Below are 24,667 nucleotides of genomic sequence, written 5' to 3'. Positions count from 1 at the left end.
CCGATTGAAAAGCAATCACGGCGTTATCCGCGCCAGGTGCTCAAGATCGGTCTCTTCACGCAGCGGGTCGGGCGCGATCACCACCGACGTGGCGTTGTCGGCATCGTCGGCGAAGCGCGAAAACACCGTGCGGCCGGCTTCCATCCGCGCCTTGCCTTCGGCGACCAGGCCCAGCGCCAGCGGATAGAGCTGGTGCTCGGCCTTGAGCACGCGAGCGGCCAGCGTGTCCTCATTGTCGCCGACCATCACCGGCACTGCGGCCTGGGCGATGATCGGCCCGTCATCCATGTCGAGCGTGACGAAATGCACTGTGCAGCCATGGATGCGCATGCCTGCGCGGATGGCTCGCGCGTGCGTATCCAGCCCCTTGAAGGCAGGCAGCAGGGCAGGGTGGATATTGACCATCCGGCCCTGCCACTTCTCGACGAAACGCGCGCCGAGGATGCGCATATAGCCGGCCAGCGCGACGATTTCGGCGCCGAACGACAAGAGGGCCGCATCGATCGCCCCGTCATGCGCTTCCTTGCTGGCATAGTCGGAGCGCGAAATCACCTTGGTGGCGATGCCGCGAGCCGCGGCGATGCCGAGGCCGGCGGCATTGGCGCGATCGGAGATGACGCCGACGATCTCGGCCGGATAGGCCGGGCTGCCGGCGGCCGCGATCAGCGCCGTCATGTTGGAGCCGCGCCCCGAAATAAGCACTACGGTGCGTTTTCTGGTCATAGGCCGATCGAGCCCCGATAGATGACGCCGGCATCGCGGCGCGGCACGATCTGGCCGATCGGCGTCACCGTCTCGCCGGCCTCCTGCAGAACGGCGGCGACCTGCGCCGCCTGACCGGAGGCGACGACCAGGATCATGCCGATGCCGCAATTGAAGGTGCGCATCATCTCTTCCGGCGCGACGCCGCCGGTCTTGGCCAGCCACGAAAACACCGGTGGCACCTCGATGGCGCCGAGATCGAGCTCGGCCGAAAAATCCTTGGGCAGAACGCGCGGGATGTTTTCGGGAAAGCCGCCGCCGGTGATATGGGCCAGCGCCTTGATGCCATGCGTGTTGCGGATCGCCTTGAGGATCGACTTGACGTAGATGCGCGTCGGCTCGAGCAGCGCCTCGGCCAGTGTCGCCTCGTCATTGAAAGGCGCCGGATCGCCCCAGCCAAGGCCGCTTATCGCGACGATGCGGCGGACCAGCGAAAAGCCGTTCGAATGCAGGCCCGACGAGGCAAGGCCGAGCAGCACGTCGCCCTCGACGATGTCGTCGGTCGGCAACAGCTGGCCGCGTTCGGCGGCACCAACTGCAAAGCCGGCAAGGTCGTAGTCCTTGTCGTGATACATGCCCGGCATTTCCGCCGTCTCGCCACCGATCAGCGCGCAGCCGGCCTGCCGGCAGCCGGCGGCGATACCACCGACGATCGAAGCACCCTGGTCGGGATCGAGCTTGCCGGTGGCGAAATAGTCGAGGAAGAACAGCGGCTCGGCGCCTTGCACGACGATGTCGTTGACGCACATGGCGACGAGGTCGATGCCGATCGTATCGTGCTTGCCGGCGTCGATGGCGATCTTCAGCTTGGTGCCGACGCCGTCATTGGCGGCGACCAGCACCGGATCGGTGAAGCCGGCGGCCTTTAGGTCGAACAGGCCGCCGAAGCCGCCGATCTCGCCATCGGCGCCCGGCCGGCGGGTCGCACGCACCAGCGGCTTGATCTTCTCGACCATGAGATTGCCGGCATCGATGTCGACGCCCGCTTCGGCATAGGTGAGCCCGTTCTTGCGCTTGCTCATTTCCGGCGCCTGCTCATCTGTTGCGCTTGCCTGTCGCTGGTTTCATTCGCTTGCGGGCTCTTCGCATGAACGGTTTTGCCCCGCAAGGCAAGCGCGCGATGATGGTGTTTTCAGTTGGATACCGGCGGAACCGGGCGCGATATACTCCAACAGTAAAAAGAAATCCCCGCCAGAATTGCGGCGAGGCCACCGACGGTGGCAAGAGACCTGATTTCACCGTCGAAGGGCAGGATTCCATACGAGAAGCCGGCGGCGACCAAAGCCGCCGCGGCAGCCCACAGACCTGGATTTGCAACGACCGACCTCGCGAACAGAAACGCCACGACCGCAGCCGTCAGCCAGAGGGGCCAAGAGACGACCACGCCCACGGCCAGCTCAAGAGCGAAGGCCCACAGAAGATCTTGCGTCGCTATGTTGCGGTGCGGGGCTCCGAAAGATGCGAAAGCCAGCAGACTTTCTGTCAGTCCGGCCAGATAGCAAAGCGTTACTCGCCAAGCGATTGTGATTCTCTGCGCCATCGTCATTCAGCAGTAGGGAAAATAAGCTATTGCTTTCCCGGGCTCTTCGCATGAACGGCCGCACCTCGCAAGGATGACGGCGGGATCAGACTGTCTTGGCTCGACAAAAGAGTGGACAGTCGCCCAAGCTGCCGCCCTTATGGACGTCCCTCTCGTTCCGCCAGAACCATGTCGACGCGGTCGAGTTGTGCCTTGGCGTAGCCGCTCAGCGCTATTCCGCTATTGTTCGTTCGAATCCAGTGCACAGCCTGCCTCACCCGCTCGTAGTGCCCAAGTTCGATTTCGCAGGCAATCAGCGCGAGGATCCGAACTGCGAAGGGCTGTGTGAATTCGTAAGGTTTGTCGAGCAACTCGCTATGTCCGGCGACGTAACTGGCGAGGTCCGGATTCTGAGCCCTGATCCGTCGCGCCAGCTCGACATATTTCCCCAGCAACCTATCTATGCTCGTCTGGTCAAGGTTCTCGAAGTAACGAGCATAAGCTTTCAGCTCATTGTTAAATATCGTTTCGGGATGAAACTGCGACAGTCCGGGCCAGATCCATTTTTTGCCGTACAGCCTTTCAAGCAACGGCCTGACGGTAAGAAAGTCCAGGTAAACGAGCATGTTCACATGAACATCGCCAGAGCTTGCAGTAAAGGCTTCTTCGAGAATCAGGCTGATATCGTCGCTCCGGTCGACTTCGAAGACGCCTTTCCGGATGCGGCGAAAGCCATGTCCCATCATGAACGTATCGAGATACTTACGCGCTTCGCCAACGGCCAAAGACAAGGTTCCACTCCCTCTTTGTTGCGCCATGGTGCCTTGATGGTTGCCGAAGAGTCCAGCCACTGCGCCGCTTGTTCCAAAATAGCTTCGCGGCCAGTGCGCTCTCGACAAACCCGTGCACGGCCCAACTTTTGTCGCTTCTCACTTGCCGTGACCCTCCATCTCCATCATGTATCGACAAACAAGAGCGACGGGATAATGCGTTTGACCATCCCCAACATGATCACGATCATGCGCTTCGTGCTGGTGCCGGCCGTGGTGCTGGCCATGCTGCAGGAACGCTGGGACTGGGCCTTTGCCGGCTTCCTCATTGCCGGCATTTCCGACGGCGTCGACGGCTTCATTGCCCGCCATTTCAATCAGTTTTCCAGGCTCGGCGCCTATCTCGACCCGATGGCCGACAAGCTGCTGCTGGTCTCCGTCTTCGTGGTTATGGGCATCAGCGGCGAGTTGCCGCTATGGCTGGTCATCACCATGGTGTCGCGCGACGCGCTGATCGTCTGCGCCGTGCTTTTATCCACCGTGATGGCGCATCCCGTCGAGATGAAGCCGCTCCTGGTGTCGAAGGCCAACACCGCGATCCAGATCGTGCTGGCGGCAGTGGTGTTGGGCGAACTCGCCTTCGACATCCGTCTCGATCCGCTGAGGCCGGCCCTCATATTGCTGTCCGGGGTCTTGACCGTGGCTTCGGCCGCGGCCTATCTCGTGGCTTGGCTGAGGCATATGAGCGGCTATGGCGAAGGCTCCACACCCGGCACCTGAACGCGGGGCACCTGAACACCAGGGACCCGACGAACGGTCGATCGACGCCGAGGCCGAAGCCGCGGCAGCGGAGGCTGCGGCATCGGCGTCGTTTCGCCGCCAGATCCGCTTCTGGCTGGTCAGCGCCATCATCCTCGCCGTCTTCCTCTATGTCTTCAGCGGCATCCTTCTGCCCTTCGTCGCCGGCATGGTGCTCGCCTATTTCCTCGACCCTGTCGCCGACCGGCTGGAGCGTCTCGGCCTGTCCAGGCTGATGGCGACGGTGGTCATCCTCATCGCCTTTATCGTCGTCCTGGTGCTGGCCGTCGTCATCCTGGTTCCGGTGCTCGCCTCGCAGATGGCTGATTTCGCCAGCAAGCTGCCGGACTATCTGACCCGGCTGCAGAGCCTGATCACCAGTTTCGACCCGAAATGGCTGGAAGAGAAATTCGGCGTCGACGCCAATGGCCTGCGCGAAGGGCTGAACTCGCTGCTGACCTCCGGCTTCGGTCTCCTGACTACGGTCTTCACCTCGATCTGGAGCTCCGGCGTGGCGCTGGTCTCGGTTGTCAGCCTGTTCGTGGTGACGCCGGTCGTCGCCTTCTACATGCTGCTCGACTGGGACCGCATGGTGGCAATCGTCGACGGCTGGGTGCCGCGCGACTATGTCAAGACGGTCCGGGCGATCGCCAGGGACATCAACACCGCGACCGCCGGCTTCGTGCGCGGCCAGGGTACGCTCTGCCTGGTGCTCGGCGCCATGTATGCCACCGGCCTGACGCTGACGGGCCTGAATTTCGGCATCCTCATCGGCCTGTTCGCCGGGCTGATCTCGTTCATCCCCTATGTCGGCTCGCTGACCGGGCTGGTGCTGGCTGTCGGCGTTGCCTTCGTCCAGTTCTGGCCGGACTGGACCATGATCGCGGCAGTGGCAGGCGTGTTCTTCGTCGGCCAGTTCATCGAGGGCAACATCCTGCAGCCGCGGTTAGTCGGCAAAAGCGTCGGCCTGCATCCGGTATGGCTGATGTTTGCGCTGTTTGCCTTCGGCGCGCTGTTCGGCTTCGTCGGCCTGCTGATCGCCGTTCCGGCTTCCGCCGCCGTTGCCGTTCTGGTGCGTTTCGCCATCGCGCGCTATCTCGAATCGCCGCTCTACAAGGGCCATGCCGACGAGCCGGTGCCGCCGCTGCCGGTTCGGCGCCGCGGGGGCGCGCGCGGTTGAGCCAGATGCCGGACAACAAGATCGATCCGCCGCGCCAATTGCCGCTCGATCTAGGCCACGGCACCGGCTATTCGCGTGACGAGCTCGTCGTCTCCGCCACCAACAGCCAGGCCGCGGCGCTTGTCGACCGCTGGCCGGACTGGCCGTCGCCGGTTGTCGTGCTGGCTGGGCCGGCCGGCTCGGGAAAAACCCATCTGGCCTCGATCTGGCGGACCCGCGCCGACGCGGTGAAAGTGGAGGCCGCCCGCATCGGCGACTGTATCGAAAATCTCGGCGCGCATCCGGCCCTGATCGACGATGTCGACGCCGGCCCGGTCGACGAGCACGGCCTGTTCCACCTGATCAATGCGGTGCGCGGCGCCGGCTCGACCTTACTGTTGACGGCGCGCCGCTTTCCCTCCGCCTGGGGCGTCAGGCTGCCCGACCTGGCGTCGCGGCTCAAGGCGGCGGCTACCGTCGAGATCCACGAGCCCGACGATCTCTTGCTGGCCGGCGTCATCACAAAACTGTTCGCCGACCGCCAGGTCGAGGTCGAGCCGCATGTCGTGCAATACCTGGTGCGCCGCATCGAACGCTCGCTGGCCACCGCCATGCGGGTGGTCGAACGGCTCGACCGCACCGCGCTCGAGCGCAAGACGCCGATAACGCGAGCGCTCGCAGCCGAGACGGTCAGCGCCATGGATGAAGGGCAGGGCGAGTTCGAGATATAGCGGGATGATCTCGTTTGGCGGGTGTGCTAATCAAGTCGATCTTTTTGACAGTAGGTATTGGAATGAGCCCGATCGTCAGACGAATCGCACTGATATGGCTTGTCTCATCGCTGTTCTGGTCGGCGATCGTGGTCCAAGAGATCTTCGATTACGCGGACTTGATGCTCAGGACCTACGGCGAGGAGCCTGCTCATAGCACCTGGCTCAGGCAAGCCTTTTCGGAGTTTTGGCCAGCTATTCCCTGGGGCTCGGCCGTGATCCTGGTCGTGGAAGTCGGAGGCGCATTGCTGCTAATTTCAGGAATTCGACTGATCCGGCACATCAGGCAAAAAGCCTCGGCGTGAACATCAGGGAGCTCATTCCCGTCTGTGTCCCATTTCGAGAAGAAAGACTGGCATCTGTCTTGCAACAAAGAGCTTGCCGGCTGATCCCGGTCCTGATTGCGTATCAATCAGGTAAGTAGGCTCGCCGGGAGATGGGGTGGTTGGGGTTCTCTTCCCGGCGAGCTTGCCTTTGGCAGCATCGAATCGATAGCGCCATTGCGCGGCGGCCGGGCCTCAGCTCTCTCCACCCGCAATCACAGCTCATTCCACGCCAAAGCGCCGGCGATAATCGCCGGGCACCAGGCCGGTTATCCTGGCGAATACCTTGCGGAAGGAGCCGGGATCGTCATAGCCGACCTCCCAGGCGATCTGGTCGATCGATCGTATCGTGGTTTCCAGCATCTCGCGCGCCTTGCCGACCCGCAGGTGCTGACAATATTCGGTCGGCCTGAGGCCAGTGGCGTTTCGGAAGCGTCGCAGAAAGGTCCGCTCCTCCAGCCCCGCATGCTCGGCCATGGCGCCGAGCGTCACGTCGCGCGCGCCGTTCGCCTGCAGCCAATGCTGCACCTTGAGGATCGCTTCGTCGTCATGGGTCAATCGCGGCGCAAACGGGCTGTAAAAACGTTGCTCGCGGCCCGGCGGATCGACCAGCATGAAACGCGCCGTGTCCATCATGACGGTTGACCCGAGCACCCTGTCCACGAGCTTGAGGCCGAGGTCGGTCCAGGCCATGTAGCCGCCCGCGGTGATGATGTCGCCATCGTCGATGACCAGCCTGTCGGCGTCGAGCAAGATGTCTGGAAAGCGTAGCGCCAGCGCGTCGCGATAGGCCCAGTGCGTTGTCGCGGCGCGACCGGACAACAGGCCGGTCTCGGCAAGCACGAAGGCGCCGGCACAGACCGAACCGAGCGTCGCGCCTGCCGCATGACGGTCCCTGAGCCAGCCGGCATAGGGCGCGGCCGCCTCGCGAGGGATCGGCTGCAGCAGGGTCGGCGGCAGGATGACCATGGCCGGTTCATTGTCGGCGCCGGGGTCGCTGTCGAAGGTGCGGATTACGGTATTGCCCGCGTCCAATTGCCAATGGCTGACGCGAAGCCTCGCCGCCTCCGGCGACCGCTCGACAGCCAGCCGGTTTGCCAGCATGAAAAGATCGGTCAGGCCGAGCACGGCTGCTTCCTGCACGCCGGGATACAAGACAAGGCCGATTTCGATCAGATCACGCGCAGCCGTCATTTGTCAGTTTTGCCACGTTGAATGTCCGTTTTGCCAATGCTCACCCTGACCGCACTGTTATAATTTGTCCAGCTGAAGGGGCTAAAAGCTTCCCTGTTACCTCCCAGCTTTCCATCAAGGAGTAGGACGATGAGCACATTCACCACCCATGACGGCACCGAGATTTTCTATAAGGATTGGGGCAAGGGCCAGCCGATCGTGTTCCATCACGGCTGGCCGCTGAGCTCAGACGACTGGGACAACCAGATGCTGTTCTTCGTCGAAAAGGGCTACCGCGTCATCGCCCATGACCGCCGCGGCCACGGCCGCTCGTCGCAGACCGCGACCGGCAATGAGATGGACACCTACGCCGCCGATGTTGCGGCGCTCGCGGCGCATCTCGATCTCAGGGATGCGATCCACATCGGCCACTCGACCGGTGGCGGCGAGGTGGCGCGTTACGTCGCGCTTTATGGCGGCGGAGGCCGTGTTGCCAAGGCGGTGCTGATCGGCGCCGTGCCGCCGATTATGGTCAAGACCGACAGCAACCCCGGCGGCTTGCCGATCGAAGTCTTCGACGGCTTTCGCGCGGCTCTGGCCGCTAATCGCGCCCAGTTCTACAGGGATGTGCCGGCCGGCCCGTTCTATGGCTTCAACCGCGACGGCGCCAAGATCTCGCAAGGCGCCGTCGACAATTGGTGGCGCCAGGGCATGATGGGCGGAGCCAAGGCCCATTACGACTGCATCAAGGCATTCTCGGAGACCGATTTCACCGACGATCTCAAAAAGATCGAGGTTCCCGTCCTGATCATGCATGGCGACGACGACCAGATCGTGCCGATCGCCGATTCCGCGCTGCTTGCGGCCAAGCTGGTGAAGCACGGCACGCTCAAGATCTACAAGGGCCTGCCGCACGGCATGTGCACCACCCATCCGGAGATCATCAATCCGGATCTGCTGGCCTTCATCCAGGGCTGACATCTTCCATATCGGACGGGCAGCGCAGGCTCGTGCTGTCCGTCCGTTGCCTGAGCATGATACGGCGACGGATCACGCTCGAGCGTGATCAGCTTGCGCTGCCGACGAGATTTGCTTGATGAATGGTCGGAGTGGAGAGATTCGAACTCCCGACCCTCTGGTCCCAAACCAGATGCGCTACCAGGCTGCGCTACACTCCGAACGGTCTGTTGCCTATTGATTTCGGCCCGCCAAAGCAAGCGTAAAAAGCCATCGGCCTTGCTGCCGGCGCCATTGCGCAGTAATGACGGGCTAGTGCATGGCCAGAGAATAGTAATCTGGTTTCGAGGTCGTGTGCTTGCAACCAGCAATGAGGTGGTCATGTCAGCCCGCATTTTCAGCCCAGCCAAAACCGCGATGCAGTCCGGCAAGGCCAAGACCGGCTATTGGGTGCTGGAATTCGATCCGGAGCAGCGCAAGAAGATCGATCCGCTGATGGGCTACACCACGTCCGGCGACATGCGAAGCCAGATCAGGCTGACCTTTGACACCAGGGAAGAGGCGGTCGCCTATGCCGAGAAGGAAGGGCTGTCTTTCCGCGTCGAGGAGCCGAAGGAAATCAAACGCCGCCAGATTTCCTATGCGGAGAATTTCCGCTATGACCGCAGGACGCCCTGGACGCATTGATCTCATACCGGCCCTGCCGGCGCCAACAATCAGCCGGTCATGCGGCCGGCCAGCGGTCCCGTAGCTCAGCTGGATAGAGCACCGGCCTTCTAAGCCGATGGTCACAGGTTCGAATCCTGTCGGGATCGCCAATATTTCAGCGTCCATTCCGGACAGGTTCACTCGCCAGTCGCGAACAGGATTTCCAACACATGACAGCGATGGGCGCGGCGGCATTGCTGATCCTGGTCCTGACCTATGCCGGCGTCGCCATCGGCACGATACCAGGGCTACGCCTCGACCGGGCAGGCATCGCGCTGCTCGGCGGTGCGGCGATGATCGCCATCGGCGCGCTCAGCATGGAGGACGCCTACCGCGCCATCAGCTTCGACACCATCACGCTTTTGCTCGGCATGATGATCGTCGTGGCGCATCTGAAAGTGTCCGGCGCTTTTCGCGCGCTCGGCGGGTTCGCCATTGAGCATGCGCATGCGCCATTCATGCTGCTGGTGATGGTGACGCTGTTGACCGGCGTCCTGTCGGCATTCCTGGTCAACGACGCCATCTGCCTGGTCATGGCGCCGATCGTCGTCCATGTCACCCGCGTCATCAACCGCAACCCGGTTCCCTATCTGATCGCCACCGCCACGGCCTCGAATTGCGGCAGTGTCGCCACCATCACCGGCAATCCGCAGAACATGGTCATCGGCGCCCTGTCGGGGATTTCCTATCCGGCCTTCTCGGCGGCACTTGCACCGGTCGCGGCGTTCGGCCTCTTCGCCGTCATCGTCATCATCCGCATCGTCTACCGCGCCGAATTTTCGCGCAAGGCCGAGCTCAGCCCCGAAGTCTATCGCGGCCGCATGCTGCCGGGGCAGGTGCTCAAGGCGGTGGTCGTCTGTATCGGTTTGGCGGTCGCTTTCTTTGCCGGCGTTCCCGTAGCCAAGGCGGCGCTGATTGGCGGTGCGATTCTGTTGCTGACCCGCGCCATCAAGCCTGAGCGCATCTATCGCGAGATCGACGGGCCGCTGCTGTTCATGTTCGCCGGGCTGTTCATCGTCGTCGCCGGTGCCGAAAAGACATTGCTGACGCCCGACATCGTCGCTTCGGCAAAGGACCTTGGGCTGAATGATGTCTGGCGGCTGTCCGGCTTCACCGCAGTGCTGTCCAACATCATGAGCAACGTTCCGGCCGTGCTGGCGCTGCGGCCGTTCATACCCGGCCTGGAGAATCCAGAGCGTGCCTGGCTGGTCGTCGCCATGAGCTCGACCCTGGCCGGCAATTTCACGCTGCTCGGCTCGGTCGCCAATCTGATCGTTGCCGAGCACGCGCGGGTCTCCGGCAAGCCGCTGGGCTTCATCGCCTTCTTCAAGGTTGGCCTGCCATTGACGCTGGTCACGCTTCTTGTCGGGACGGCATGGCTGGCGGCCTAAAAGCACGTCGCGTTCGACCGGCCTCATGCGACGCGCTTTAGGCTCTTGTTTTATGCATGTCGTTATCGCAAAACCGCTGCACACTTTTGCGCGACAGGCATTAGCCAGTCAGGGCGATGTCACCGTCACATGGCCCTTCATATTGGGATGGAAGCGGCAGAAATAATCGACCGATTCGGCCTTCTTCACCATCAGGCTTGCTGCCTGCTTCGGCGGGATCATCACTTCCCAGCCGCCGTTGACGGTTGCCGTGTGGGCGAACACGTCCTTGTTCACCCACTTGATCGTGTCGCCGACCTTCGCCTCGATGTTTCCGGGCGAAAACACAACCTTGTCGATCGTCACCTCAATGGTTTCGGCCTTGGCAGGTGCGGCGCCGATGGTCAGCGCCAGCGCAACCCACAGATGCCGCCTCGACACCATTGGCCCGATCCTCACTTCAGCATACCGGCGACGTGTTCGGCGTGCTGTTCGTGGCCCTGGAATATTTTCAGGCCGGTTTCCAGCAGGCTCTTCAGCTCGGCATTGCCGGCCGACGGGATCAGCAGAGTTTCGAGCGCGCCATTGACCTGCTTGTGGTAGGCCACCTCGCTGGCGACATAGGCCTTGTCGAACGCCGCGCCCTTGAGCTTGGCAAGCTTGGCACGTTCCTCGGCCGCCGCCTTGGTCAGCGCTTTGCTGGTCGGATTGTCCTCAGGCGTGACCTTGAGCTTCTTGACCAGGTCGAGAGCCTGTTTGTTGACGGCCTCGTGATCCCGCACCATGTCCTTGGCGAAATCTACGACCTCTTTGTTTTTCGATTTCTGCAGCGCCTGCTTGGCCGCCTCGACGTCAAGCACGCCCGCTGTGTAGGCGATATGTGCGATCTGCGGATCGGTCGGCTTGTCGGCAGCTTGCGACAAGGGCGCTGCGCTAAGCAGGAAAAATGCGGCCAGTGCCGTGGTCGATCGAATAAACATGATGCTCTCCTTCGCCCCGACGCCGAGCTGCATCGGGCTTCGTTTTCAGTGATGCTCATTGGATGCAGGTCGCCGGAAAACGTTCCCGCGAAAATCGACGCGACCTATCCGGAAAGACCAAGCCGCTGCATCACGGCATTGGTCAGCCGTTCACAGCGCCGGCCCGCGAACGGAAACGCGTCGAGCAGCACCGGGCCGATCTGGTCGTCCAGCGCCTTGCGCACCAGCGCACGAGCGCGGTGCAGCCGGGTCTTGATGGTTTCTGGTCGCACGCCAAGCAGTTCGCCGGTCTCCTCGATGCTCAGCCCCTCGATGACTCGCGCCACGAACACCAGCCGGTAGACATCGGGAAGACTGTCGGTTGCCCGTTCGACAAGCTCAAGGATCTGCCGTTGCGCCATCGTCCGCTCCGGATCGTCGCTCGGGTTGAGGGGAAACCGGATGATTTCGGCTTGCGGATTTTCAGGTATCGCCACCATTCGCCGCCTTTTGCGCAAGCGGCCGAGCGCTTCGTTGATGACGATACGCGACAGCCACGTGGCGAGCGAGGCATCGCCACGAAAGGCCTCGAGGTGGGCAAACGCCCTGACATAGGCCTCCTGGACGATGTCCTCGGCCTCGCTGTCGTTGCGCACAACGCCGCGGGCGATGCGGTAGAGCCTCTGGTTGTGCGTCTTGATGATGGTGCGGAATGCATCGCCATCGCGTGCCAGCGCGCGGCCGACAAGCTGCATGTCGCCGGAAGCGGCGGACGTTGCCGTCAACACAGCCGGCATTGGCGATCTCCTGATAGGCTTCTCATCGGGATATTGGATGCATCGGCCGACAAAAGGTTCCCGACCGATCCGCCGGCCAGCCTCGATCCGCATCAAGCGCCGGCAGAAGCTATTCTATCGCTTCCGCCACGCCGGCGTCTCTATTTTGTAGACGCCGCTTCATCGGCTGATCGGTCGCCATGACACCGCTCAGGATCGCAGTGTTTCCAGGCTGTTACGCCGATTCCTGACTCAGTCTGGCAAGGTGCTGGCTCAGGCCTCTGCGGCCGCCGCCAGCCCGCGCGCCAGGTCGGCCTTCAAATCCTCGACATCCTCGAGCCCGATCTGCAGGCGCACCAGCGGTCCGTCATACGGGCCCTTGGCGACGGTACGGTCGCCCAGGAATACCGGCACGGCAAGGCTCTCATAGCCGCCCCAGGAATAGCCGAGGCCAAAAAACTTCAACGCGTCGAGGAAGGCGTGCTGCTGCTTCTGTCCGCCGCCTGCAAGGACGATAGAGAAGATGCCGCTCGATCCGCAAAAATCGCGCTTCCACAAAACGTGGTCGGGATGGCTGGGCAGCCCCGGATGCAGCACCTGCGCCACGCCCGGCTGGCCCTCCAGCCAGCCGGCGAGGGCAAGCGCGCTCTTTTGATGGTGCTCCAGCCGCACGCCCATTGTGCGCAGGCCGCGCAGCACCTGGTAGACGTCATCCGGCCCGGCGCAGCATCCCATCGTGTTGAACGTCTCGCAAAGCTGCTTCCAGCAGGCTGCGTTGGCCGAGACCGTGCCGAGCAGCACGTCGGAATGGCCGGCCGGGTATTTCGTCGCCGCATGGATCGAGATGTCGACGCCATGGTCGAGCGGGCGGAAGTAGAGCGGCGTCGCCCATGTGTTGTCCATCATGACGATGGCGCCGGCGGCATGCGCTGCCTTGGCGATGGCCGGTATGTCCTGCACCTCGAAAGTGTTGGAGGCCGGCGATTCGGTGAACACCACCCTGGTGTTGGGCTTGATCAGCGCCGCGATGCCGGCGCCGATGCGCGGTTCGTAATACTCGACCTCGATGCCCAGCCGCTTCAGCATCGTGTCGGCGAAATTGCGGGTCGGGTGATAGACGGAATCGACGATCAGCAGATGATCGCCGGCCGACAGGAAGGCGAGCAGCGGCAGCGTCACCGCCGCCAGGCCCGATGGAACCGCGACCGTGCCCGCAGAGCCTTCCAGCGCATCGATCGCGCTGTTCAGCGCATCGGTGGTCGGCGTGCCCCGCGTTCCGTAGGTGTATTTCTGGCTGCGTGAAGCCATCGCCGCCGCGTTGGGATAAAGCACGGTCGAGGCATGCACCACCGGCGGGTTGACGAAGCCGAAATAGTCATGCGGGTTGTTGCCGGAATGGGCGAGCCGCGTGTTGATGCCCATCTCGCTGCCGTCTTTTGCCATTGCATTTCGTCCCGTGAGTAGGTCGTTAGCCATAGTGCGGCGGCATTGGCCGCGCAACCGCACCGCACTCGCCAGGCAAAGGTCTTGAATATGCCAATTCAGCAATGCGCCGTAGATCCGCAGGGCGCCCGGCGCGGTCGGGAAGTCGCGGTCGGGAAGGCGCGATCGGATTTTGCCGGCTTTATCGGCGCGTTGACCGATTTGCGGGCGCGTTTGTCTGCGATTCAGGCATTTCAGCCAGTTGGTTTTCAAAGTCTTTCGGATTTGGTCATTTCCCTTGACCTCACAGGAATAATCGCCTTCGATGTTGTTCGTGAATGGGAGACAGCGCGTCGGTTACGATGCGGGATTCCGGTAATGGGCCGGGATACGAAGCTGCGTTCACACGGGAAAAAGTCAGGTTCGCCTGGAAAAAACAGAAAAGGGTCTGTGGGTCATGAAACACATTGCAATCGGCGTTTTGGGCGCCGCCGCGTTTGGATTCGCGGCTTCGGCCGCATCCGCGAGCACGCTCGACGACGTCAAGGCGAAAGGCTTCATCCAGTGCGGCACCAACACAGGTCTTGCTGGCTTCGCGGCGCCGGACGACAAGGGTGAATGGAAAGGCATCGATGTGGATTTCTGCCGCGCCGTGGCGGCCGCCGTCTTCGGCGATGGCACCAAAGTCAAATTCACGCCGCTCAGCGCCAAGGAGCGGTTCACCGCGCTGCAGTCGGGCGAGGTCGACATCCTGTCGCGCAACACCACCTGGACCATCAACCGCGATACGGCACTTGGCCTGAACTTCGTCGGCGTCACCTATTATGACGGTCAGGGCTTCATGATCAACGCCAAGAAACTGCCGGGCGTCAATTCGGCGCTGCAGCTTTCGGGCGCGGCGGTCTGCGTGCAGAGCGGCACCACGACCGAGCTCAATCTCGCCGACTACTTCAAGGCGAACAAGATGGAATACAACCCCGTCGTCTTCGAAAAGCTGGATGAGGTCAACGCCGCCTATGACGCCGGCCGCTGCGACGTCTACACCACCGACCAGTCGGGTCTCTACGGCATCCGCCTGACGCTCAGCGCGCCGGCCGACCATGTCGTGCTGCCCGAGATCATCTCCAAGGAACCGCTCGGCCCGGCCGTGCGCCAGGGTGACGACCAGTGGTACCACATCGTCAAGTGGACCTACTTTGCGCTGTTGCAGGCCGAGGAACTGGGCATCACCCAGGCTAATGTCGACGAGATGAAGAACTCGGACAATCCTGAGATCAAGCGCGTGCTCGGCCAGGAAGCCGACACCAAGATCGGCACCGATCTCGGCGTCTCCAACGACTGGGTCGTCAACATCGTCAAAGCAGTTGGCAACTACGGCGAAATGTTCGAACGCAATGTCGGTTCGGGCAGCCCGCTGAAGATCGCGCGCGGCATCAACGCGTTGTGGACCAAGGGTGGCCTGCAATACGCTCCGCCGATCCGCTGATCGAAATGTGATCCGGAAGGCAGCTTCCTGCCTTCCGGTTTCTCTTTCCAGGGGATGGTCGCCAGAAGGGTGGTGGTTTAATGGCATCGCAGGAAATTCTTCGCGAGGAGCCAAGCCGCGGTTCCTTCATCAATGATCCTCGCGTCCGCGGCATATTCTTTCAAGCACTGGTCCTCGTCCTGCTGGTAGCGGGTGTCTGGTGGGTCACCCACAACGTCATCGCCAATTTGACGCGGCTGCACATCGCTTCCGGCTTCGGCTTTCTCAAGGGCCGCGCCGGCTTCGACATCAGCGAAAGCGCCATCGCTTATTCATCGGATTCGACCTATTTCCGTGCCATCCTGGTTGGCTTTATCAACACCGTGATCGTTGCTGTCGTCGGCATCATCACCGCCACCATCATCGGTTTCATCGTCGGCATAGGCCGGCTGTCGCATAACTGGCTGATCAGGAAGATCTGCACCGTTTATGTCGAGGTGTTCCGCAACATCCCACCGCTGCTGGTCATCTTCTTCTGGTATTCCGGCGTGCTCGCCGTGCTGCCGCCGCCGCGCGACAGCATCAATTTGCCATTCGGCTCCTTTCTCAACCAGCGCGGCTTCTATTTTCCCCGCGCTATGTGGGGCGAGGGATCCTGGCTGATCCTGGTCGCACTGCTCCTCGGCATCGCCATGGCCTGGTTCGTCGCCCGCAAGGCGCGACAGCGGCAGATGGCGACGGGGCAGCCATTCCCGGTGTTCTGGACATCCATAGCGTTGATCGTCGGCCTGCCGCTGCTGGCCTACGCGCTGAGCGGCTTTCCGCTGAGCTTTGAATTTCCAAAGCAGTCAACCTTCAATCTCGTCGGTGGCTTTCAGGTCAGGCCCGAGTTCCTGTCACTCTATCTGGCGTTGTCCTGCTATACGGCCGCCTTTATCGCCGAGATCGTGCGCGCCGGCATCAGGGGCGTCAGCGCAGGCCAGACCGAGGCGGCCGCTGCACTCGGGCTGCGCTCGGGATCGATCCTCAGGCTTGTCGTCGTGCCGCAGGCGATGCGCATCGTTATTCCGCCGCTGACCAGCCAGTACCTCAACCTGACCAAGAATTCCTCGCTCGCCATCGCCATCGGCTATCCGGACCTGACGGCGACGGCTGGCACGGTCTTGAACCAGACCGGGCAGGCAGTCGAAGGCGTGGTGATCATGATGGCGGTGTACCTGGCGCTCAGCCTGATCACGTCGGCGGTTATGAACGTGGTGAACGCCAGGATGGCGCTGGTGGAGAGATAAGGCCATGCAAGAGCACGATATGTCCTGGGTGCGGACGGAGATGGCGCTGGCGCAGCCGGCGCCGTCGAGCGAGCGCGGCCTCGGCGCCTGGGTCCGCAAGAATCTGATCGCGTCGACCGGCGACACCATCCTGACCATCATCGGCATCGTGCTGGTTGCCATGATCCTGCCGCAGATCGTCAATTGGGCTTTCATCAACGCCCAGTGGACGGGACCGGACCGCACGGTCTGCGCCACCGTGGCGCAGGGCGGCATCCAGCCGGACGGCTGGACCGGCGCCTGCTGGGCCTTCGTCAACGCCAAGTTCGGCCAGTTCATGTTCGGCCGCTATCCCCTGGAAGAGCGTTGGCGCCCGATCCTGGTCGCCATCCTGTTCGTGGCGCTGCTGGTGCCGCTGCTCATTCCGCGCGTACCGCGCAAGGGGCTGAATGCCATCCTTCTCTTTTTTGCACTGCCGGTCGTCGCCTTCGTTCTGCTGCTCGGCGGCATGTTCGGCCTGCCCTATGTCGAAACCCCGCTTTGGGGTGGACTGCTGGTGACACTCAGCCTGTCCTTCGTCGGCATCGCTGTGTCGCTGCCGGTCGGCATCGTGCTGGCGCTCGGCCGGCGCTCGAACATGCCGATCGTCAAGCTGCTGTGCGTGATCTTCATCGAGACGGTACGCGGCATCCCGCTGATTACGGTGCTGTTCTTTGCCAGCGTGATGCTGCCGCTGTTCCTGCCGGCCGGCGTCAGCTTCGACAAGTTCCTGCGCGCGCTGATCGGTGTGTCGCTGTTTGCCGCCGCCTACATGGCCGAAGTGGTGCGCGGCGGCCTGCAGGCGATCCCCAAAGGCCAGTATGAGGGCGCCGATTCGCTCGGCCTCAGCTACTGGCAGAAGATGGGTCTGGTCGTCATGCCGCAGGCGCTGAAGCTGGTCATTCCCGGCATCGTCAACACCTTCATCGGCATGTTCAAGGACACCAGCCTGGTCATCGTCATCTCGATGTTCGACCTCCTCGGCATCGTCAAGCAGAACTTCTCCGACGCCAGCTGGGCAACGCCGCAGACGGCCAGGTCCGGCCTGGTGTTCGCGGCCTTCATCTTCTGGCTGTTCTGCTTCGGCATGTCGCGCTATTCAATGTACACGGAACGCCGTCTCGACACCGGCCACAAACGCTAAAAAGGGGACCTTGTCATGGCCATAGAAAACGCCGTCAGCGCGGAAGAGATCAAGGTCAATGCCGCCAAGATGCATATTTCCACCACCGATGTCGCCATCGACATCATCGCCATGCACAAATGGTACGGCGAATTCCATGTGCTGAAGGACATCAATCTGAAGGTGATGCGCGGCGAGCGCATCGTCATCTGCGGCCCGTCGGGCTCCGGCAAATCGACGATGATCCGCTGCATCAACCGGCTGGAGGAACACCAGAAGGGCAAGATCATAGTCGACGGCAAGGAACTGACCAACGATCTGAAGAAGATCGACGAGGTCCGCCGCGAGGTCGGCATGGTGTTCCAGCACTTCAACCTGTTTCCGCATCTGACCATTCTCGAAAACTGCACGCTGGCGCCGATCTGGGTGCGCAAGATGCCGCGGAAGCAGGCCGAGGAAATCGCCATGCATTTCCTCACGCGTGTCAAGATTCCGGAACAGGCCAACAAATATCCCGGTCAGCTTTCCGGCGGCCAGCAACAGCGCGTGGCTATCGCCCGCTCGCTGTGCATGAACCCGCGCATCATGCTGTTCGACGAGCCGACCTCGGCGCTCGACCCGGAAATGATCAAGGAAGTGCTGGAGACGATGGTCGGGCTCGCCGAGGAGGGCATGACCATGCTCTGCGTCACTCATGAGATGGGCTTTGCGCGCAAAGTCGCCAATCGGGTGATTTTCATGGATCAGGGCCAGATCGTCGAGCAGAACACGCCGGCCGAGTTCTTCGACCACCCGCGCCACGAACGCACGAAACTGTTCCTGTCGCAGATCCTGCACTGATCCTGTACGCCGGTTCGTGACAAGGCCGGCGGACCGGGCTCGCTGCCTTGCTCAGGGCCTTACGCGTATTCGACGAGCGCTGACCGTGCGCGGCGCGAGAAGATAGCAAGCGTGCTTCAGGCCGCTCGAGTGGTCACCTTGCAACCTGGTAACTAAGGCCGGCACGGATCATAAGCGCGCCGGCTGCGTTCATTGCCATTAGGAGTTGTATAACAAGCCGAGTGGGCGCGTGCGGCGGCAGGTCAAGGGCTCATCCTGATGCTCATCCAACCGATCGATTATTTTCTCGTCGTCTGGTTCGCGCTGGCGCTGGCTTCGACGCTTTATGTCGGCTTCGACCAATACCGCAACAATCCCGAGCCGGTGGTGATGAAATGGGGCTTCATCCTGGTCACCCTCTATATGGGGCCGCTCGGCTTGCTGCTCTACGTGCTCGCCGACAAGGAGCCCCGGCCGGGCGAGCATGAACTCTTCACCCGGCCGCTCTGGAAGCAGGGCGTCGGCTCCACCATCCACTGCGTCGCCGGCGATGCCACCGGCATCATTCTTGCCGCCGCCGTCACGGCGGCGCTCGGCCTGCCGATGTGGATCGACCTGATCGTCGAATATCTCGCCGGCTTTGCCTTCGGCCTGTTCATCTTCCAGTCGCTGTTCATGAAATCGATGATGGGCGGCACCTATTGGGAGAACGTGCGCAAGAGCTTTCTGCCCGAGTTCATCTCCATGAACTTCATGATGGCCGGCATGGCGCCGGTCATGAGTTTTCTGATGATGGGCCGCGACATGCGCGCGATGGAACCGACGGAGCTTTTGTTCTGGGGCGTGATGTCGATCGGCGTCATCGCCGGCTTTGCGCTTGCCTACCCGGCCAATGTCTGGCTGGTCGCCCGCGGCTTGAAACATGGGCTGATGACACAGCGCCAACAGGCGGCCGGCACCGACGGTCGAGAGCGGCCCCACCAAGGGCAACACGCGCAGATGCAAATGCAGCAGGCCGACGCCAGCGGCCATCACGGGCAGCACCACGATATGGCTTCCCACAAAGGCAAAGGCGGCGCCGGTCATCACATGGAGACGGATGCCACGACCCCGCAAGTCGCCGCCCTCAGCATGGTCTCCCTGCTGGCCCTCGCCATCGGCATGATCGCGCCGGCGAACTGGCTGAACCTAACCTTGTCGGCGCGCGATGTCGGCGGGGTGATCATGCCGCAAGGCATGATCATGGATCGCGACACGCCCGCCGACGCAATGCGCGACATGGCCGCCACCGATCCGCGCCTCGTGACCGCCTCTTATGGTCTGCCGGCAAAGGGCGACCAGGACCTGCCGTTTCGAATGGAGAACGGCGTCAAAGTGTTCGAGCTCAGGCCTTCGGTGGTCCGCTGGCAGATCCTGCCGGACGTTGCGGTAGACGCCTATGCCTATAATGGCCAGATTCCCGGCCCGCGAATTCACATTCGCCAGGCCGATCGGGTCAGGATCAACGTCACCAACGGCCTGCCTGAAGAAACGACGGTGCATTGGCATGGCCTGATCCTGCCGAACCAGATGGATGGGCCGGCCGAAATCACGCAGGCGCCGATCGAGCCCGGCCAATCCTATTCATACGAATTCACCGCAACCCAGCACGGAACCTATTTCTACCACCCCCATGCCAAGCCGGACCGGACCCAAGCGCTCGGCCTCTACGGTGCGCTGATCATCGATCCCGCCAATCCCGCCGATGAGGTCGCGGCCGACCATGATTACGTCATCGAGCTTCACGAATGGCTGGTGCGGGAAGGGCTGACCTACCCGTCGATGCCGATGGACGGCGGCATGCCGAATTTCTTCACCATCAACGGCAAGGCCTATCCCTCGACCGAGACGATTCCGATGAAGGTCGGCGAGACGCTCAAGGTGCGGTTCATCGGCACCAACAACGGCTTCATCCATCCGATGCATATCCATGGCGGACCGTTCGAGGTCGTTGCCCGCGACGGCGAGACGATCCCTGCCTCGGGTCGTTTCCTTGCCGATACGGTCAATGTCGGGCCGGGTCAGCGCTACGACGTGATCTGGAAGGCGCAGCGTCCGGGCAAATGGCTGATCCATTGCCACATCCCGCATCACACCACGAACAACAATGTCGAGGAGAAGGGCGGCGGCGGGCTGATGGTCGTGATCGATGTGACATGACCGGCGTCGGCTTGGCTCGTTCCAACTGCTGCACCGGCCCGGACGCCATGCAGTGGCTGAAACCATGTTTTCTCTTAAGCTGATGTGATCTGCCAGACAGCGACGCCGGCAAGGGCGAGACCGGCAGCGCCCTCGATGGCCCGGGAGATGGTTTCGAACAGCCGTGGCTGGCGCGCGAAAAACTGTACAAGCCGTTCCCGAAACACGATCGACAATACCGCGACGCAGGACAGCGTCAGCGCCACGCCGACCATCATGGTGATGGCAAACAGGACGCCGGCTGCCGGAACACCCCTGGAGATCGCGAAAGTCATCGCGAAAAGCGTCAGCGGGCAGGGGATCAGGCCTGCCATCACGCCGACAGCCTCGCCTTCGTGCCTGTGGTTATGGCTGTGGCTCAAAGCGCGCCAGAGCATCCAGACGCCAATGAGGCCGAGCAGCCCACGACTGATATGCTCCAGGAGCGGAGCGCGGCCAACGCTGCCCAATGCTATGGAGACCAGTGGCAGCGAGAGAGCCGCAATCAGAACGGCAATCGTCACATGCGTGAACGATAGCGTGATAGACACGAGCAGGCCGCGCGAGACCTTCGCATCCGAACCGGCAAGATAGGTCGCCAGGACCGCCTTGCTATGACCCGGCGTCAGCGCATGGGCAGCCCCGAACACGACGCCCATCGGCAGGAAGGCCATGAATGCCAGCCAATTGCCTCCGGCCGCAAGCAGCTTGATCTGCTCGCCGAGCGTCAGATAGATCGTGCGCTGAAATTCGACGAGCGTCTGGAACATCGGACGAGACTAGCAGAAAATCGGCGAGCGTCAGTGCATGTGGCCGTGGTCATGCGTGTGCTCGTGAGGGTGCGGATGGTCGTTCTCTCCACGTTCCGTTGAAAACCGGACATTCGCCTCAGCCAGGGCTGGCATATGCTGGGACAGTTCGTCTTTCAGCGCTGCCGCGATCTTGTTCGCCGCCGACAGCGGTAAGGTTTCGTCCGCGGCAATTGCGATGTCGGCGTGCAATCTATGACCGACCCAGCGCGCCTTAGCATCGACAATATGCGCGCCCGCAACATGCTCGGCGGCATGTCGGATTTCATCCATCACACCGGGTTCGATTCCGTCCAGCATGCGGGTCAGCACCGAACGGGCCGATTGCCACACGATACCGAAGATCGCAATCGTGATCAGCAGGCCGACGATCGGGTCGGCCAAGGAAAAGCCGAGCCAGACGCCGATGGCTCCGATGACCACGGCAAGGCTGGTAAGTCCGTCGGTGCGGGCGTGGTAGCCGTCGGCAATGAGTGCCGCGCTGTTGATTTCGCGGCCGACGCGGATACGGAACACGGCAACCGCCTCGTTGCCGAGGAAGCCGACAATGCCCGCCGCCGTCAGCCAGCCGAGGTGTGTCACTACTTGTGGATTGATCAGCCTGTCGATGGCTTGGTAGGCGGCGACAACAGCGCTGAACAGGATGATGAGCACGATGATGATGCCGGCCAGATCCTCGACCCGGCCCAAGCCATAGGTAAAGGTCCGCGACGGCTTGCGCCGCGCCAGCACGAACGCAATCCATAGCGGGATCGCCGTTGTCGCATCGCCGATGTTATGGATCGTGTCGGCCAGCAATGCCACGCTCCCCGACAGCACAACCACGACCATCTGCAACGCCGCGGTGATGGCCAGGATTACGAACGACCATTTGATTGCCCAGATGCCCCGGTCGGTGGTAGCAATTGTCGCATCGATGACGCCGTGGGTGTGACCGTGCGAACCGTGATCGCCGTGATGATGTGCGGCGTGCGAGCCGAACCCGAGCCAGTCCAGAATGCGGGCTACGATGGCATTCATAGATACTTCGCCAGCTGCTTGAGTTCCGCCAGCGAGTTGCCGCCGGTTTCCACGCTGTCCGTGAGGCAATGCTCGATGTGATCGTTGATCAGCTCGCGCTTGGCGCTGCTGATGGCCCTTTCGACGGCATGAAGCTGCTGCGCCAGATCAACGCAAGGGCGATGCGCCTCGATCATGGCCAGCACAGCCGCAAGGTGACCTTGCGCGCGCTTCAGGCGCTTTATGATGGAAGGATGCGAGGCGTGGAGGTGATCTGACATGCTTGAGCATATCCTCCCGGGGAGGATACGCGTCAAGCGCTTTGTCAGCCGTGCAACTCCAGAGACGCTTCACCTTGAGCATGGCTTGCTCTAAGCCTTTCCCATGAAGAAGCTTGCCCGTTTTCTTGGCCTGCTGGTCGTTGCAACAGTGCTTGCCGCAGCGCTGGGCACGCTGCTGCCGCGCCCGCTCTGGCCGGCGGCAGTTGCCGATCCGATCGGCGCAAGCCACCGCATCTTGGTGCTGCAAAATCCGATCCACACCGACATCGCCATCCCGGTCGACGACGATATGCGCCGGCGCTTCCATTTCCTGGTCGATGCCGGCATTCCTGCCGACATGGCGGAGGTCCGCTACATCGTCTTCGGCTGGGGCGGCCGCGCCTTCTATCTGGAGACGCCGACCTGGTCGGAGCTGAAGCCGATGCCGGTGATGAAGGCGCTGACCGTCGATGCCTCGGTGATGCATGTCGACATTTCCGGCGACATCGCCGAGCCGCATCCCGACGTCGCCGGCTTCGACATCGGCGACGAACGCTTTGCGGCGCTGCTCGATTACATTGCGGCAAGCTTCCAGCGGGGGCCGAACGGGGCCATTCCGATCGAGAATGCGGCCTATTCCCGCTTCGATCGTTTCTTCGAAGCCAATGGCCATTTCAACGCGCTGATCGGCTGCAACACCTGGACGGCGGCGGCACTGCGCACGGCCGGGCTGCGCACCGGCTGGTGGAACCCGCTGCCAGCCTCGCTCGGCCTGTCGATGCGGCTTCACAATTGAAGAGGGTTCCGGCTGATCAACGCCGCGATCCTTCGAGCCCTCCTTTCGCCAATCTCTAACGTTGCAGGACCTAGCAAGGCGCCGAAACTGCCAATCTCCCTCCTTGTGGGGGAGATGTCCGGCAGGACAGAGGGGGGCGCTGTCCCGCCGGCCTATCGAGCTTTTATCGCCGATCCCCAGACTCGCGCGCCCGCTAGCCATAAAGCCAATCAAGATCGGCGGCGAGCTTTTCGGGTGAGCGCATCGCCAGGAACAGGTTGCGGGCCATCGCCACCGGCCCGGCCGCGTGCCAGGCGAGGCGGTTGACCGCGCCGCGGCGGGCGACCTGGGCGACGCGCGGCCGCCGCGCCTGTTCCCAAGCGGCAAGCGCGCCGCTGAGATCGGCAGGCGAGGTGGCAACGAAGCCGGCAAGCGTCGCCGCGTCCTCGATCGCCATCGCCGCGCCCTGTGCGGCAAAGGGCGTCATCGCATGCGCCGCATCGCCGATCAGCGCGACGCCTTCCGGTGTCGTCCACCGCCGCTGCTCGACGGTGTGGATCGGCCATGCCGTCCACGGCGCCGCCTCGCTCGCCAGACGGACCAGCGCCGGCGCGGTACCGCGCATGGCGCTGACGAGGATGGCGGGGTTGGCATGCCCCGACCAGCCCTCGGCGATGCGCTCGCCCCTGGTGAAGGCGGCGAGGTTGAAGGCAGTGCCACGGCTGACCGGATAGGCGACCATATGGAAGCCGGGATAGAGGAATGCGGTAACGCAATCGGGCGCACCGATCGCTGCAAAGGCTTGGCCAGCAGGGCTGTCGGCACCGACGGTGGCGCGCCACGCCAGCTCACCTGAAAACCGGCTACTACCGAATTCGGCCGCTTTGCGGGCCAGTTGTTCTCGCACCGACGACCAGACGCCATCCGCGCCGATCAGCAGACAGCCAGCCTCGACCGTTTCGCCATCAGCCGATGCAGTGACGGCAACAGCTTTCGGTCCGGCTGCGATGTCGGTCACCCGCGCGCCAGCGACCAGTTCGATCCCGGGCTGCTCCGAAACCCGCTGCATCAGCGCTGACTGCAGATCGGCGCGGTGGGCGACGAGATAGGGTGCCCCCCAGCGCGTTTCGGCGGCCGGGCCAAGCGGTACGCGCGCCAGCTCGCCCAGCGTGGCGGCATCCTTGAGCACAACCGCCTCCGGCCGCACCGCCGTCGGCAGCAGCCGATCGAGTACGCCGAGTTGTCGAAGAATGCGTGTCGCGTTGGGCGACAACTGGATGCCGGCGCCGGCAGCCTCGAGGTGCTGCGCCTGTTCGAACAGTTTTATCCGATAGCCGCGCTCGGCGAAGGCCAGTGCCACGGTCAGCCCGGCAACGCCCGCCCCGGCGATGACGACCTGCCGGGACTGCGTTTCCTGCATCAGGCTT

The 24,667-nt window shown here is 62.6% G+C and carries 26 protein-coding genes and 2 tRNA genes; 15 read left to right on the top strand and 13 right to left on the bottom strand.

All coding sequences use genetic code 11. The features are described from left to right. Positions 1-15 precede the first annotated feature (15 nt). Both purN and purM read right to left on the bottom strand, forming a co-directional pair. Positions 16-723, bottom strand: coding sequence for a phosphoribosylglycinamide formyltransferase (gene purN, locus NKH29_RS22610; protein ID WP_353000612.1), 708 nt, complete (start codon positions 721-723; stop codon positions 16-18). Continuing rightward, on the bottom strand, positions 720-1,784 hold the full coding sequence (purM, locus tag NKH29_RS22605; RefSeq protein WP_023719763.1) for a phosphoribosylformylglycinamidine cyclo-ligase: 1,065 nt from the start codon (positions 1,782-1,784) through the stop codon (positions 720-722). The genes purN and purM overlap by 4 nt, the downstream gene beginning before the upstream one ends. Positions 1,785-1,849: 65 nt before the next feature. Between purM and NKH29_RS22600 the strand changes: the two genes are divergently transcribed. Then, entirely contained in the window at positions 1,850-2,356 is a 507-nt protein-coding gene (locus NKH29_RS22600; protein ID WP_156948088.1) for a hypothetical protein, read from the top strand. A gap of 83 nt (positions 2,357-2,439) precedes the next feature. Here the strand turns inward: NKH29_RS22600 and NKH29_RS22595 are convergent, their stop codons facing one another. Then, a complete protein-coding gene (locus NKH29_RS22595) occupies positions 2,440-3,132 on the bottom strand; it encodes a hypothetical protein (RefSeq protein WP_352481774.1) in 693 nt (230 codons plus the stop codon). A gap of 141 nt (positions 3,133-3,273) precedes the next feature. On the opposite strand from NKH29_RS22595, the gene NKH29_RS22590 reads away from it, so the two are divergent. The 4 genes from NKH29_RS22590 to NKH29_RS22575 all read left to right on the top strand — a co-directional run bounded on the left by NKH29_RS22590 (position 3,274) and on the right by NKH29_RS22575 (position 6,083). Then, a complete protein-coding gene (locus NKH29_RS22590) occupies positions 3,274-3,831 on the top strand; it encodes a CDP-alcohol phosphatidyltransferase family protein (protein WP_023719760.1) in 558 nt (185 codons plus the stop codon). Then, positions 3,803-5,029, top strand: a complete 1,227-nt coding sequence (locus NKH29_RS22585; RefSeq protein ID WP_023719759.1) for an AI-2E family transporter — start codon at positions 3,803-3,805, stop codon at positions 5,027-5,029. Before NKH29_RS22590 ends, NKH29_RS22585 begins: the two co-directional genes overlap by 29 nt. A gap of 5 nt (positions 5,030-5,034) precedes the next feature. Beyond that, a complete protein-coding gene (gene hdaA, locus NKH29_RS22580; protein WP_023719758.1) occupies positions 5,035-5,739 on the top strand; it encodes a DnaA regulatory inactivator HdaA in 705 nt (234 codons plus the stop codon). Between the two features lie 62 nt (positions 5,740-5,801). Continuing rightward, on the top strand, positions 5,802-6,083 hold the full coding sequence (locus NKH29_RS22575) for a hypothetical protein (protein WP_352495574.1): 282 nt from the start codon (positions 5,802-5,804) through the stop codon (positions 6,081-6,083). A gap of 240 nt (positions 6,084-6,323) precedes the next feature. Here the strand turns inward: NKH29_RS22575 and NKH29_RS22570 are convergent, their stop codons facing one another. After that, positions 6,324-7,295, bottom strand: a complete 972-nt coding sequence (locus NKH29_RS22570; RefSeq protein ID WP_352495573.1) for a GlxA family transcriptional regulator — start codon at positions 7,293-7,295, stop codon at positions 6,324-6,326. Between the two features lie 129 nt (positions 7,296-7,424). Here NKH29_RS22570 and NKH29_RS22565 point away from each other — a divergent pair, with 129 nt between their 5' ends. Next, positions 7,425-8,252, top strand: coding sequence for an alpha/beta fold hydrolase (locus NKH29_RS22565; protein ID WP_352495572.1), 828 nt, complete (start codon positions 7,425-7,427; stop codon positions 8,250-8,252). A 123-nt stretch (positions 8,253-8,375) separates the two neighbouring features. Here NKH29_RS22565 and NKH29_RS22560 read toward each other — a convergent pair. Continuing rightward, positions 8,376-8,452 (bottom strand) — tRNA-Pro (locus tag NKH29_RS22560). A 160-nt stretch (positions 8,453-8,612) separates the two neighbouring features. On the opposite strand from NKH29_RS22560, the gene NKH29_RS22555 reads away from it, so the two are divergent. From NKH29_RS22555 to NKH29_RS22545, 3 genes are all read left to right on the top strand, one after another. Then, positions 8,613-8,918 (top strand): ETC complex I subunit, encoded by a 306-nt coding sequence (locus NKH29_RS22555; RefSeq protein WP_352515784.1) that lies wholly within the window; start codon positions 8,613-8,615, stop codon positions 8,916-8,918. Between the two features lie 54 nt (positions 8,919-8,972). Then, positions 8,973-9,049: transfer RNA gene (locus NKH29_RS22550), tRNA-Arg, on the top strand. A gap of 60 nt (positions 9,050-9,109) precedes the next feature. Continuing rightward, complete coding sequence (locus NKH29_RS22545; RefSeq protein ID WP_352495570.1) at positions 9,110-10,330, top strand: anion transporter; 1,221 nt, start codon at positions 9,110-9,112, stop codon at positions 10,328-10,330. A gap of 108 nt (positions 10,331-10,438) precedes the next feature. Here the strand turns inward: NKH29_RS22545 and NKH29_RS22540 are convergent, their stop codons facing one another. The 4 genes from NKH29_RS22540 to NKH29_RS22525 form a co-directional block, all read right to left on the bottom strand. Further along, the gene (locus tag NKH29_RS22540; RefSeq protein WP_352481771.1) at positions 10,439-10,753 is read right to left on the bottom strand and encodes a cupredoxin domain-containing protein; all 315 of its coding nucleotides are present in this window, start codon (positions 10,751-10,753) and stop codon (positions 10,439-10,441) included. An 11-nt stretch (positions 10,754-10,764) separates the two neighbouring features. Continuing rightward, positions 10,765-11,289 (bottom strand): DUF4142 domain-containing protein, encoded by a 525-nt coding sequence (locus tag NKH29_RS22535; RefSeq protein WP_023719753.1) that lies wholly within the window; start codon positions 11,287-11,289, stop codon positions 10,765-10,767. 104 nt (positions 11,290-11,393) lie between these two features. Then, positions 11,394-12,065: an RNA polymerase sigma factor gene (locus NKH29_RS22530; RefSeq protein WP_023719752.1), complete on the bottom strand. Its 672-nt coding sequence runs from the start codon at positions 12,063-12,065 to the stop codon at positions 11,394-11,396. Between the two features lie 252 nt (positions 12,066-12,317). Then, entirely contained in the window at positions 12,318-13,487 is a 1,170-nt protein-coding gene (locus tag NKH29_RS22525) for a cystathionine beta-lyase (RefSeq protein WP_352481770.1), read from the bottom strand. Between the two features lie 436 nt (positions 13,488-13,923). Between NKH29_RS22525 and NKH29_RS22520 the strand changes: the two genes are divergently transcribed. The 5 genes from NKH29_RS22520 (at position 13,924) to NKH29_RS22500 (ending at position 20,379) form a co-directional block, all read left to right on the top strand. Further along, the gene (locus NKH29_RS22520) at positions 13,924-14,952 is read left to right on the top strand and encodes an amino acid ABC transporter substrate-binding protein (RefSeq protein WP_023719749.1); all 1,029 of its coding nucleotides are present in this window, start codon (positions 13,924-13,926) and stop codon (positions 14,950-14,952) included. 80 nt (positions 14,953-15,032) lie between these two features. Further along, a complete protein-coding gene (locus NKH29_RS22515; protein WP_023719748.1) occupies positions 15,033-16,220 on the top strand; it encodes an amino acid ABC transporter permease in 1,188 nt (395 codons plus the stop codon). Positions 16,221-16,224: 4 nt separating this feature from the next. Next, positions 16,225-17,382 carry an amino acid ABC transporter permease gene (locus NKH29_RS22510; protein WP_352481769.1) on the top strand — a complete coding sequence of 386 codons (1,158 nt, stop codon included), beginning with the start codon at positions 16,225-16,227 and terminating at the stop codon, positions 17,380-17,382. 69 nt (positions 17,383-17,451) lie between these two features. Then, the gene (locus tag NKH29_RS22505) at positions 17,452-18,201 is read left to right on the top strand and encodes an amino acid ABC transporter ATP-binding protein (protein WP_031194215.1); all 750 of its coding nucleotides are present in this window, start codon (positions 17,452-17,454) and stop codon (positions 18,199-18,201) included. A gap of 258 nt (positions 18,202-18,459) precedes the next feature. Further along, positions 18,460-20,379: a multicopper oxidase domain-containing protein gene (locus NKH29_RS22500; RefSeq protein WP_353000609.1), complete on the top strand. Its 1,920-nt coding sequence runs from the start codon at positions 18,460-18,462 to the stop codon at positions 20,377-20,379. 74 nt (positions 20,380-20,453) lie between these two features. On the opposite strand, the gene NKH29_RS22495 is transcribed toward NKH29_RS22500, so the two are convergent. The 3 genes from NKH29_RS22495 to NKH29_RS22485 are packed head-to-tail and all read right to left on the bottom strand — an operon-like array spanning position 20,454 to position 22,486. Next, positions 20,454-21,167 (bottom strand): HoxN/HupN/NixA family nickel/cobalt transporter, encoded by a 714-nt coding sequence (locus NKH29_RS22495; RefSeq protein ID WP_353000607.1) that lies wholly within the window; start codon positions 21,165-21,167, stop codon positions 20,454-20,456. 30 nt (positions 21,168-21,197) lie between these two features. Continuing rightward, positions 21,198-22,226 carry a cation diffusion facilitator family transporter gene (locus tag NKH29_RS22490; protein WP_502895887.1) on the bottom strand — a complete coding sequence of 343 codons (1,029 nt, stop codon included), beginning with the start codon at positions 22,224-22,226 and terminating at the stop codon, positions 21,198-21,200. Next, entirely contained in the window at positions 22,223-22,486 is a 264-nt protein-coding gene (locus tag NKH29_RS22485) for a metal-sensing transcriptional repressor (protein ID WP_023719742.1), read from the bottom strand. The genes NKH29_RS22490 and NKH29_RS22485 overlap by 4 nt, the downstream gene beginning before the upstream one ends. 103 nt (positions 22,487-22,589) lie before the next feature. Between NKH29_RS22485 and NKH29_RS22480 the strand changes: the two genes are divergently transcribed. Continuing rightward, a complete protein-coding gene (locus NKH29_RS22480) occupies positions 22,590-23,261 on the top strand; it encodes a TIGR02117 family protein (RefSeq protein WP_352481908.1) in 672 nt (223 codons plus the stop codon). Between the two features lie 193 nt (positions 23,262-23,454). Here NKH29_RS22480 and NKH29_RS22475 read toward each other — a convergent pair whose 3' ends face one another. Beyond that, positions 23,455-24,660, bottom strand: a complete 1,206-nt coding sequence (locus NKH29_RS22475; protein ID WP_353000605.1) for an FAD-dependent monooxygenase — start codon at positions 24,658-24,660, stop codon at positions 23,455-23,457. Positions 24,661-24,667 lie beyond the last annotated feature (7 nt).

The organism is Mesorhizobium sp. M1295 (assembly GCF_040318135.1).
Classification (GTDB): domain Bacteria; phylum Pseudomonadota; class Alphaproteobacteria; order Rhizobiales; family Rhizobiaceae; genus Mesorhizobium.
Note: the sequence above shows the minus strand (reverse complement) of the source record. Positions and strands in the feature narration are given on the sequence as shown.

Bases quoted from the DNA above. Each gene is read 5' to 3' on its own strand.
- NKH29_RS22570 (WP_352495573.1), bottom strand. From the start codon at position 7,295: ATGACGGCTGCGCGTGATCTGATCGAAATCGGCCTTGTCTTGTATCCC.
- NKH29_RS22490 (WP_502895887.1), bottom strand. From the start codon at position 22,226: ATGAATGCCATCGTAGCCCGCATTCTGGACTGGCTCGGGTTCGGCTCG.
- NKH29_RS22495 (WP_353000607.1), bottom strand. From the start codon at position 21,167: ATGTTCCAGACGCTCGTCGAATTTCAGCGCACGATCTATCTGACGCTC.
- NKH29_RS22565 (WP_352495572.1), top strand. From the start codon at position 7,425: ATGAGCACATTCACCACCCATGACGGCACCGAGATTTTCTATAAGGAT.
- NKH29_RS22520 (WP_023719749.1), top strand. From the start codon at position 13,924: ATGAAACACATTGCAATCGGCGTTTTGGGCGCCGCCGCGTTTGGATTC.
- purN (WP_353000612.1), bottom strand. From the start codon at position 723: ATGACCAGAAAACGCACCGTAGTGCTTATTTCGGGGCGCGGCTCCAAC.
- NKH29_RS22545 (WP_352495570.1), top strand. From the start codon at position 9,110: ATGACAGCGATGGGCGCGGCGGCATTGCTGATCCTGGTCCTGACCTAT.
- NKH29_RS22535 (WP_023719753.1), bottom strand. From the start codon at position 11,289: ATGTTTATTCGATCGACCACGGCACTGGCCGCATTTTTCCTGCTTAGC.
- NKH29_RS22530 (WP_023719752.1), bottom strand. From the start codon at position 12,065: ATGCCGGCTGTGTTGACGGCAACGTCCGCCGCTTCCGGCGACATGCAG.
- NKH29_RS22600 (WP_156948088.1), top strand. From the start codon at position 1,850: ATGAACGGTTTTGCCCCGCAAGGCAAGCGCGCGATGATGGTGTTTTCA.
- NKH29_RS22575 (WP_352495574.1), top strand. From the start codon at position 5,802: ATGAGCCCGATCGTCAGACGAATCGCACTGATATGGCTTGTCTCATCG.
- NKH29_RS22555 (WP_352515784.1), top strand. From the start codon at position 8,613: ATGTCAGCCCGCATTTTCAGCCCAGCCAAAACCGCGATGCAGTCCGGC.
- NKH29_RS22515 (WP_023719748.1), top strand. From the start codon at position 15,033: ATGGCATCGCAGGAAATTCTTCGCGAGGAGCCAAGCCGCGGTTCCTTC.
- NKH29_RS22540 (WP_352481771.1), bottom strand. From the start codon at position 10,753: ATGGTGTCGAGGCGGCATCTGTGGGTTGCGCTGGCGCTGACCATCGGC.
- NKH29_RS22525 (WP_352481770.1), bottom strand. From the start codon at position 13,487: ATGGCAAAAGACGGCAGCGAGATGGGCATCAACACGCGGCTCGCCCAT.
- NKH29_RS22485 (WP_023719742.1), bottom strand. From the start codon at position 22,486: ATGTCAGATCACCTCCACGCCTCGCATCCTTCCATCATAAAGCGCCTG.
- NKH29_RS22585 (WP_023719759.1), top strand. From the start codon at position 3,803: ATGGCGAAGGCTCCACACCCGGCACCTGAACGCGGGGCACCTGAACAC.
- purM (WP_023719763.1), bottom strand. From the start codon at position 1,784: ATGAGCAAGCGCAAGAACGGGCTCACCTATGCCGAAGCGGGCGTCGAC.
- NKH29_RS22510 (WP_352481769.1), top strand. From the start codon at position 16,225: ATGCAAGAGCACGATATGTCCTGGGTGCGGACGGAGATGGCGCTGGCG.
- NKH29_RS22480 (WP_352481908.1), top strand. From the start codon at position 22,590: ATGAAGAAGCTTGCCCGTTTTCTTGGCCTGCTGGTCGTTGCAACAGTG.
- NKH29_RS22500 (WP_353000609.1), top strand. From the start codon at position 18,460: ATGCTCATCCAACCGATCGATTATTTTCTCGTCGTCTGGTTCGCGCTG.
- NKH29_RS22505 (WP_031194215.1), top strand. From the start codon at position 17,452: ATGCATATTTCCACCACCGATGTCGCCATCGACATCATCGCCATGCAC.
- NKH29_RS22475 (WP_353000605.1), bottom strand. From the start codon at position 24,660: ATGCAGGAAACGCAGTCCCGGCAGGTCGTCATCGCCGGGGCGGGCGTT.
- hdaA (WP_023719758.1), top strand. From the start codon at position 5,035: ATGCCGGACAACAAGATCGATCCGCCGCGCCAATTGCCGCTCGATCTA.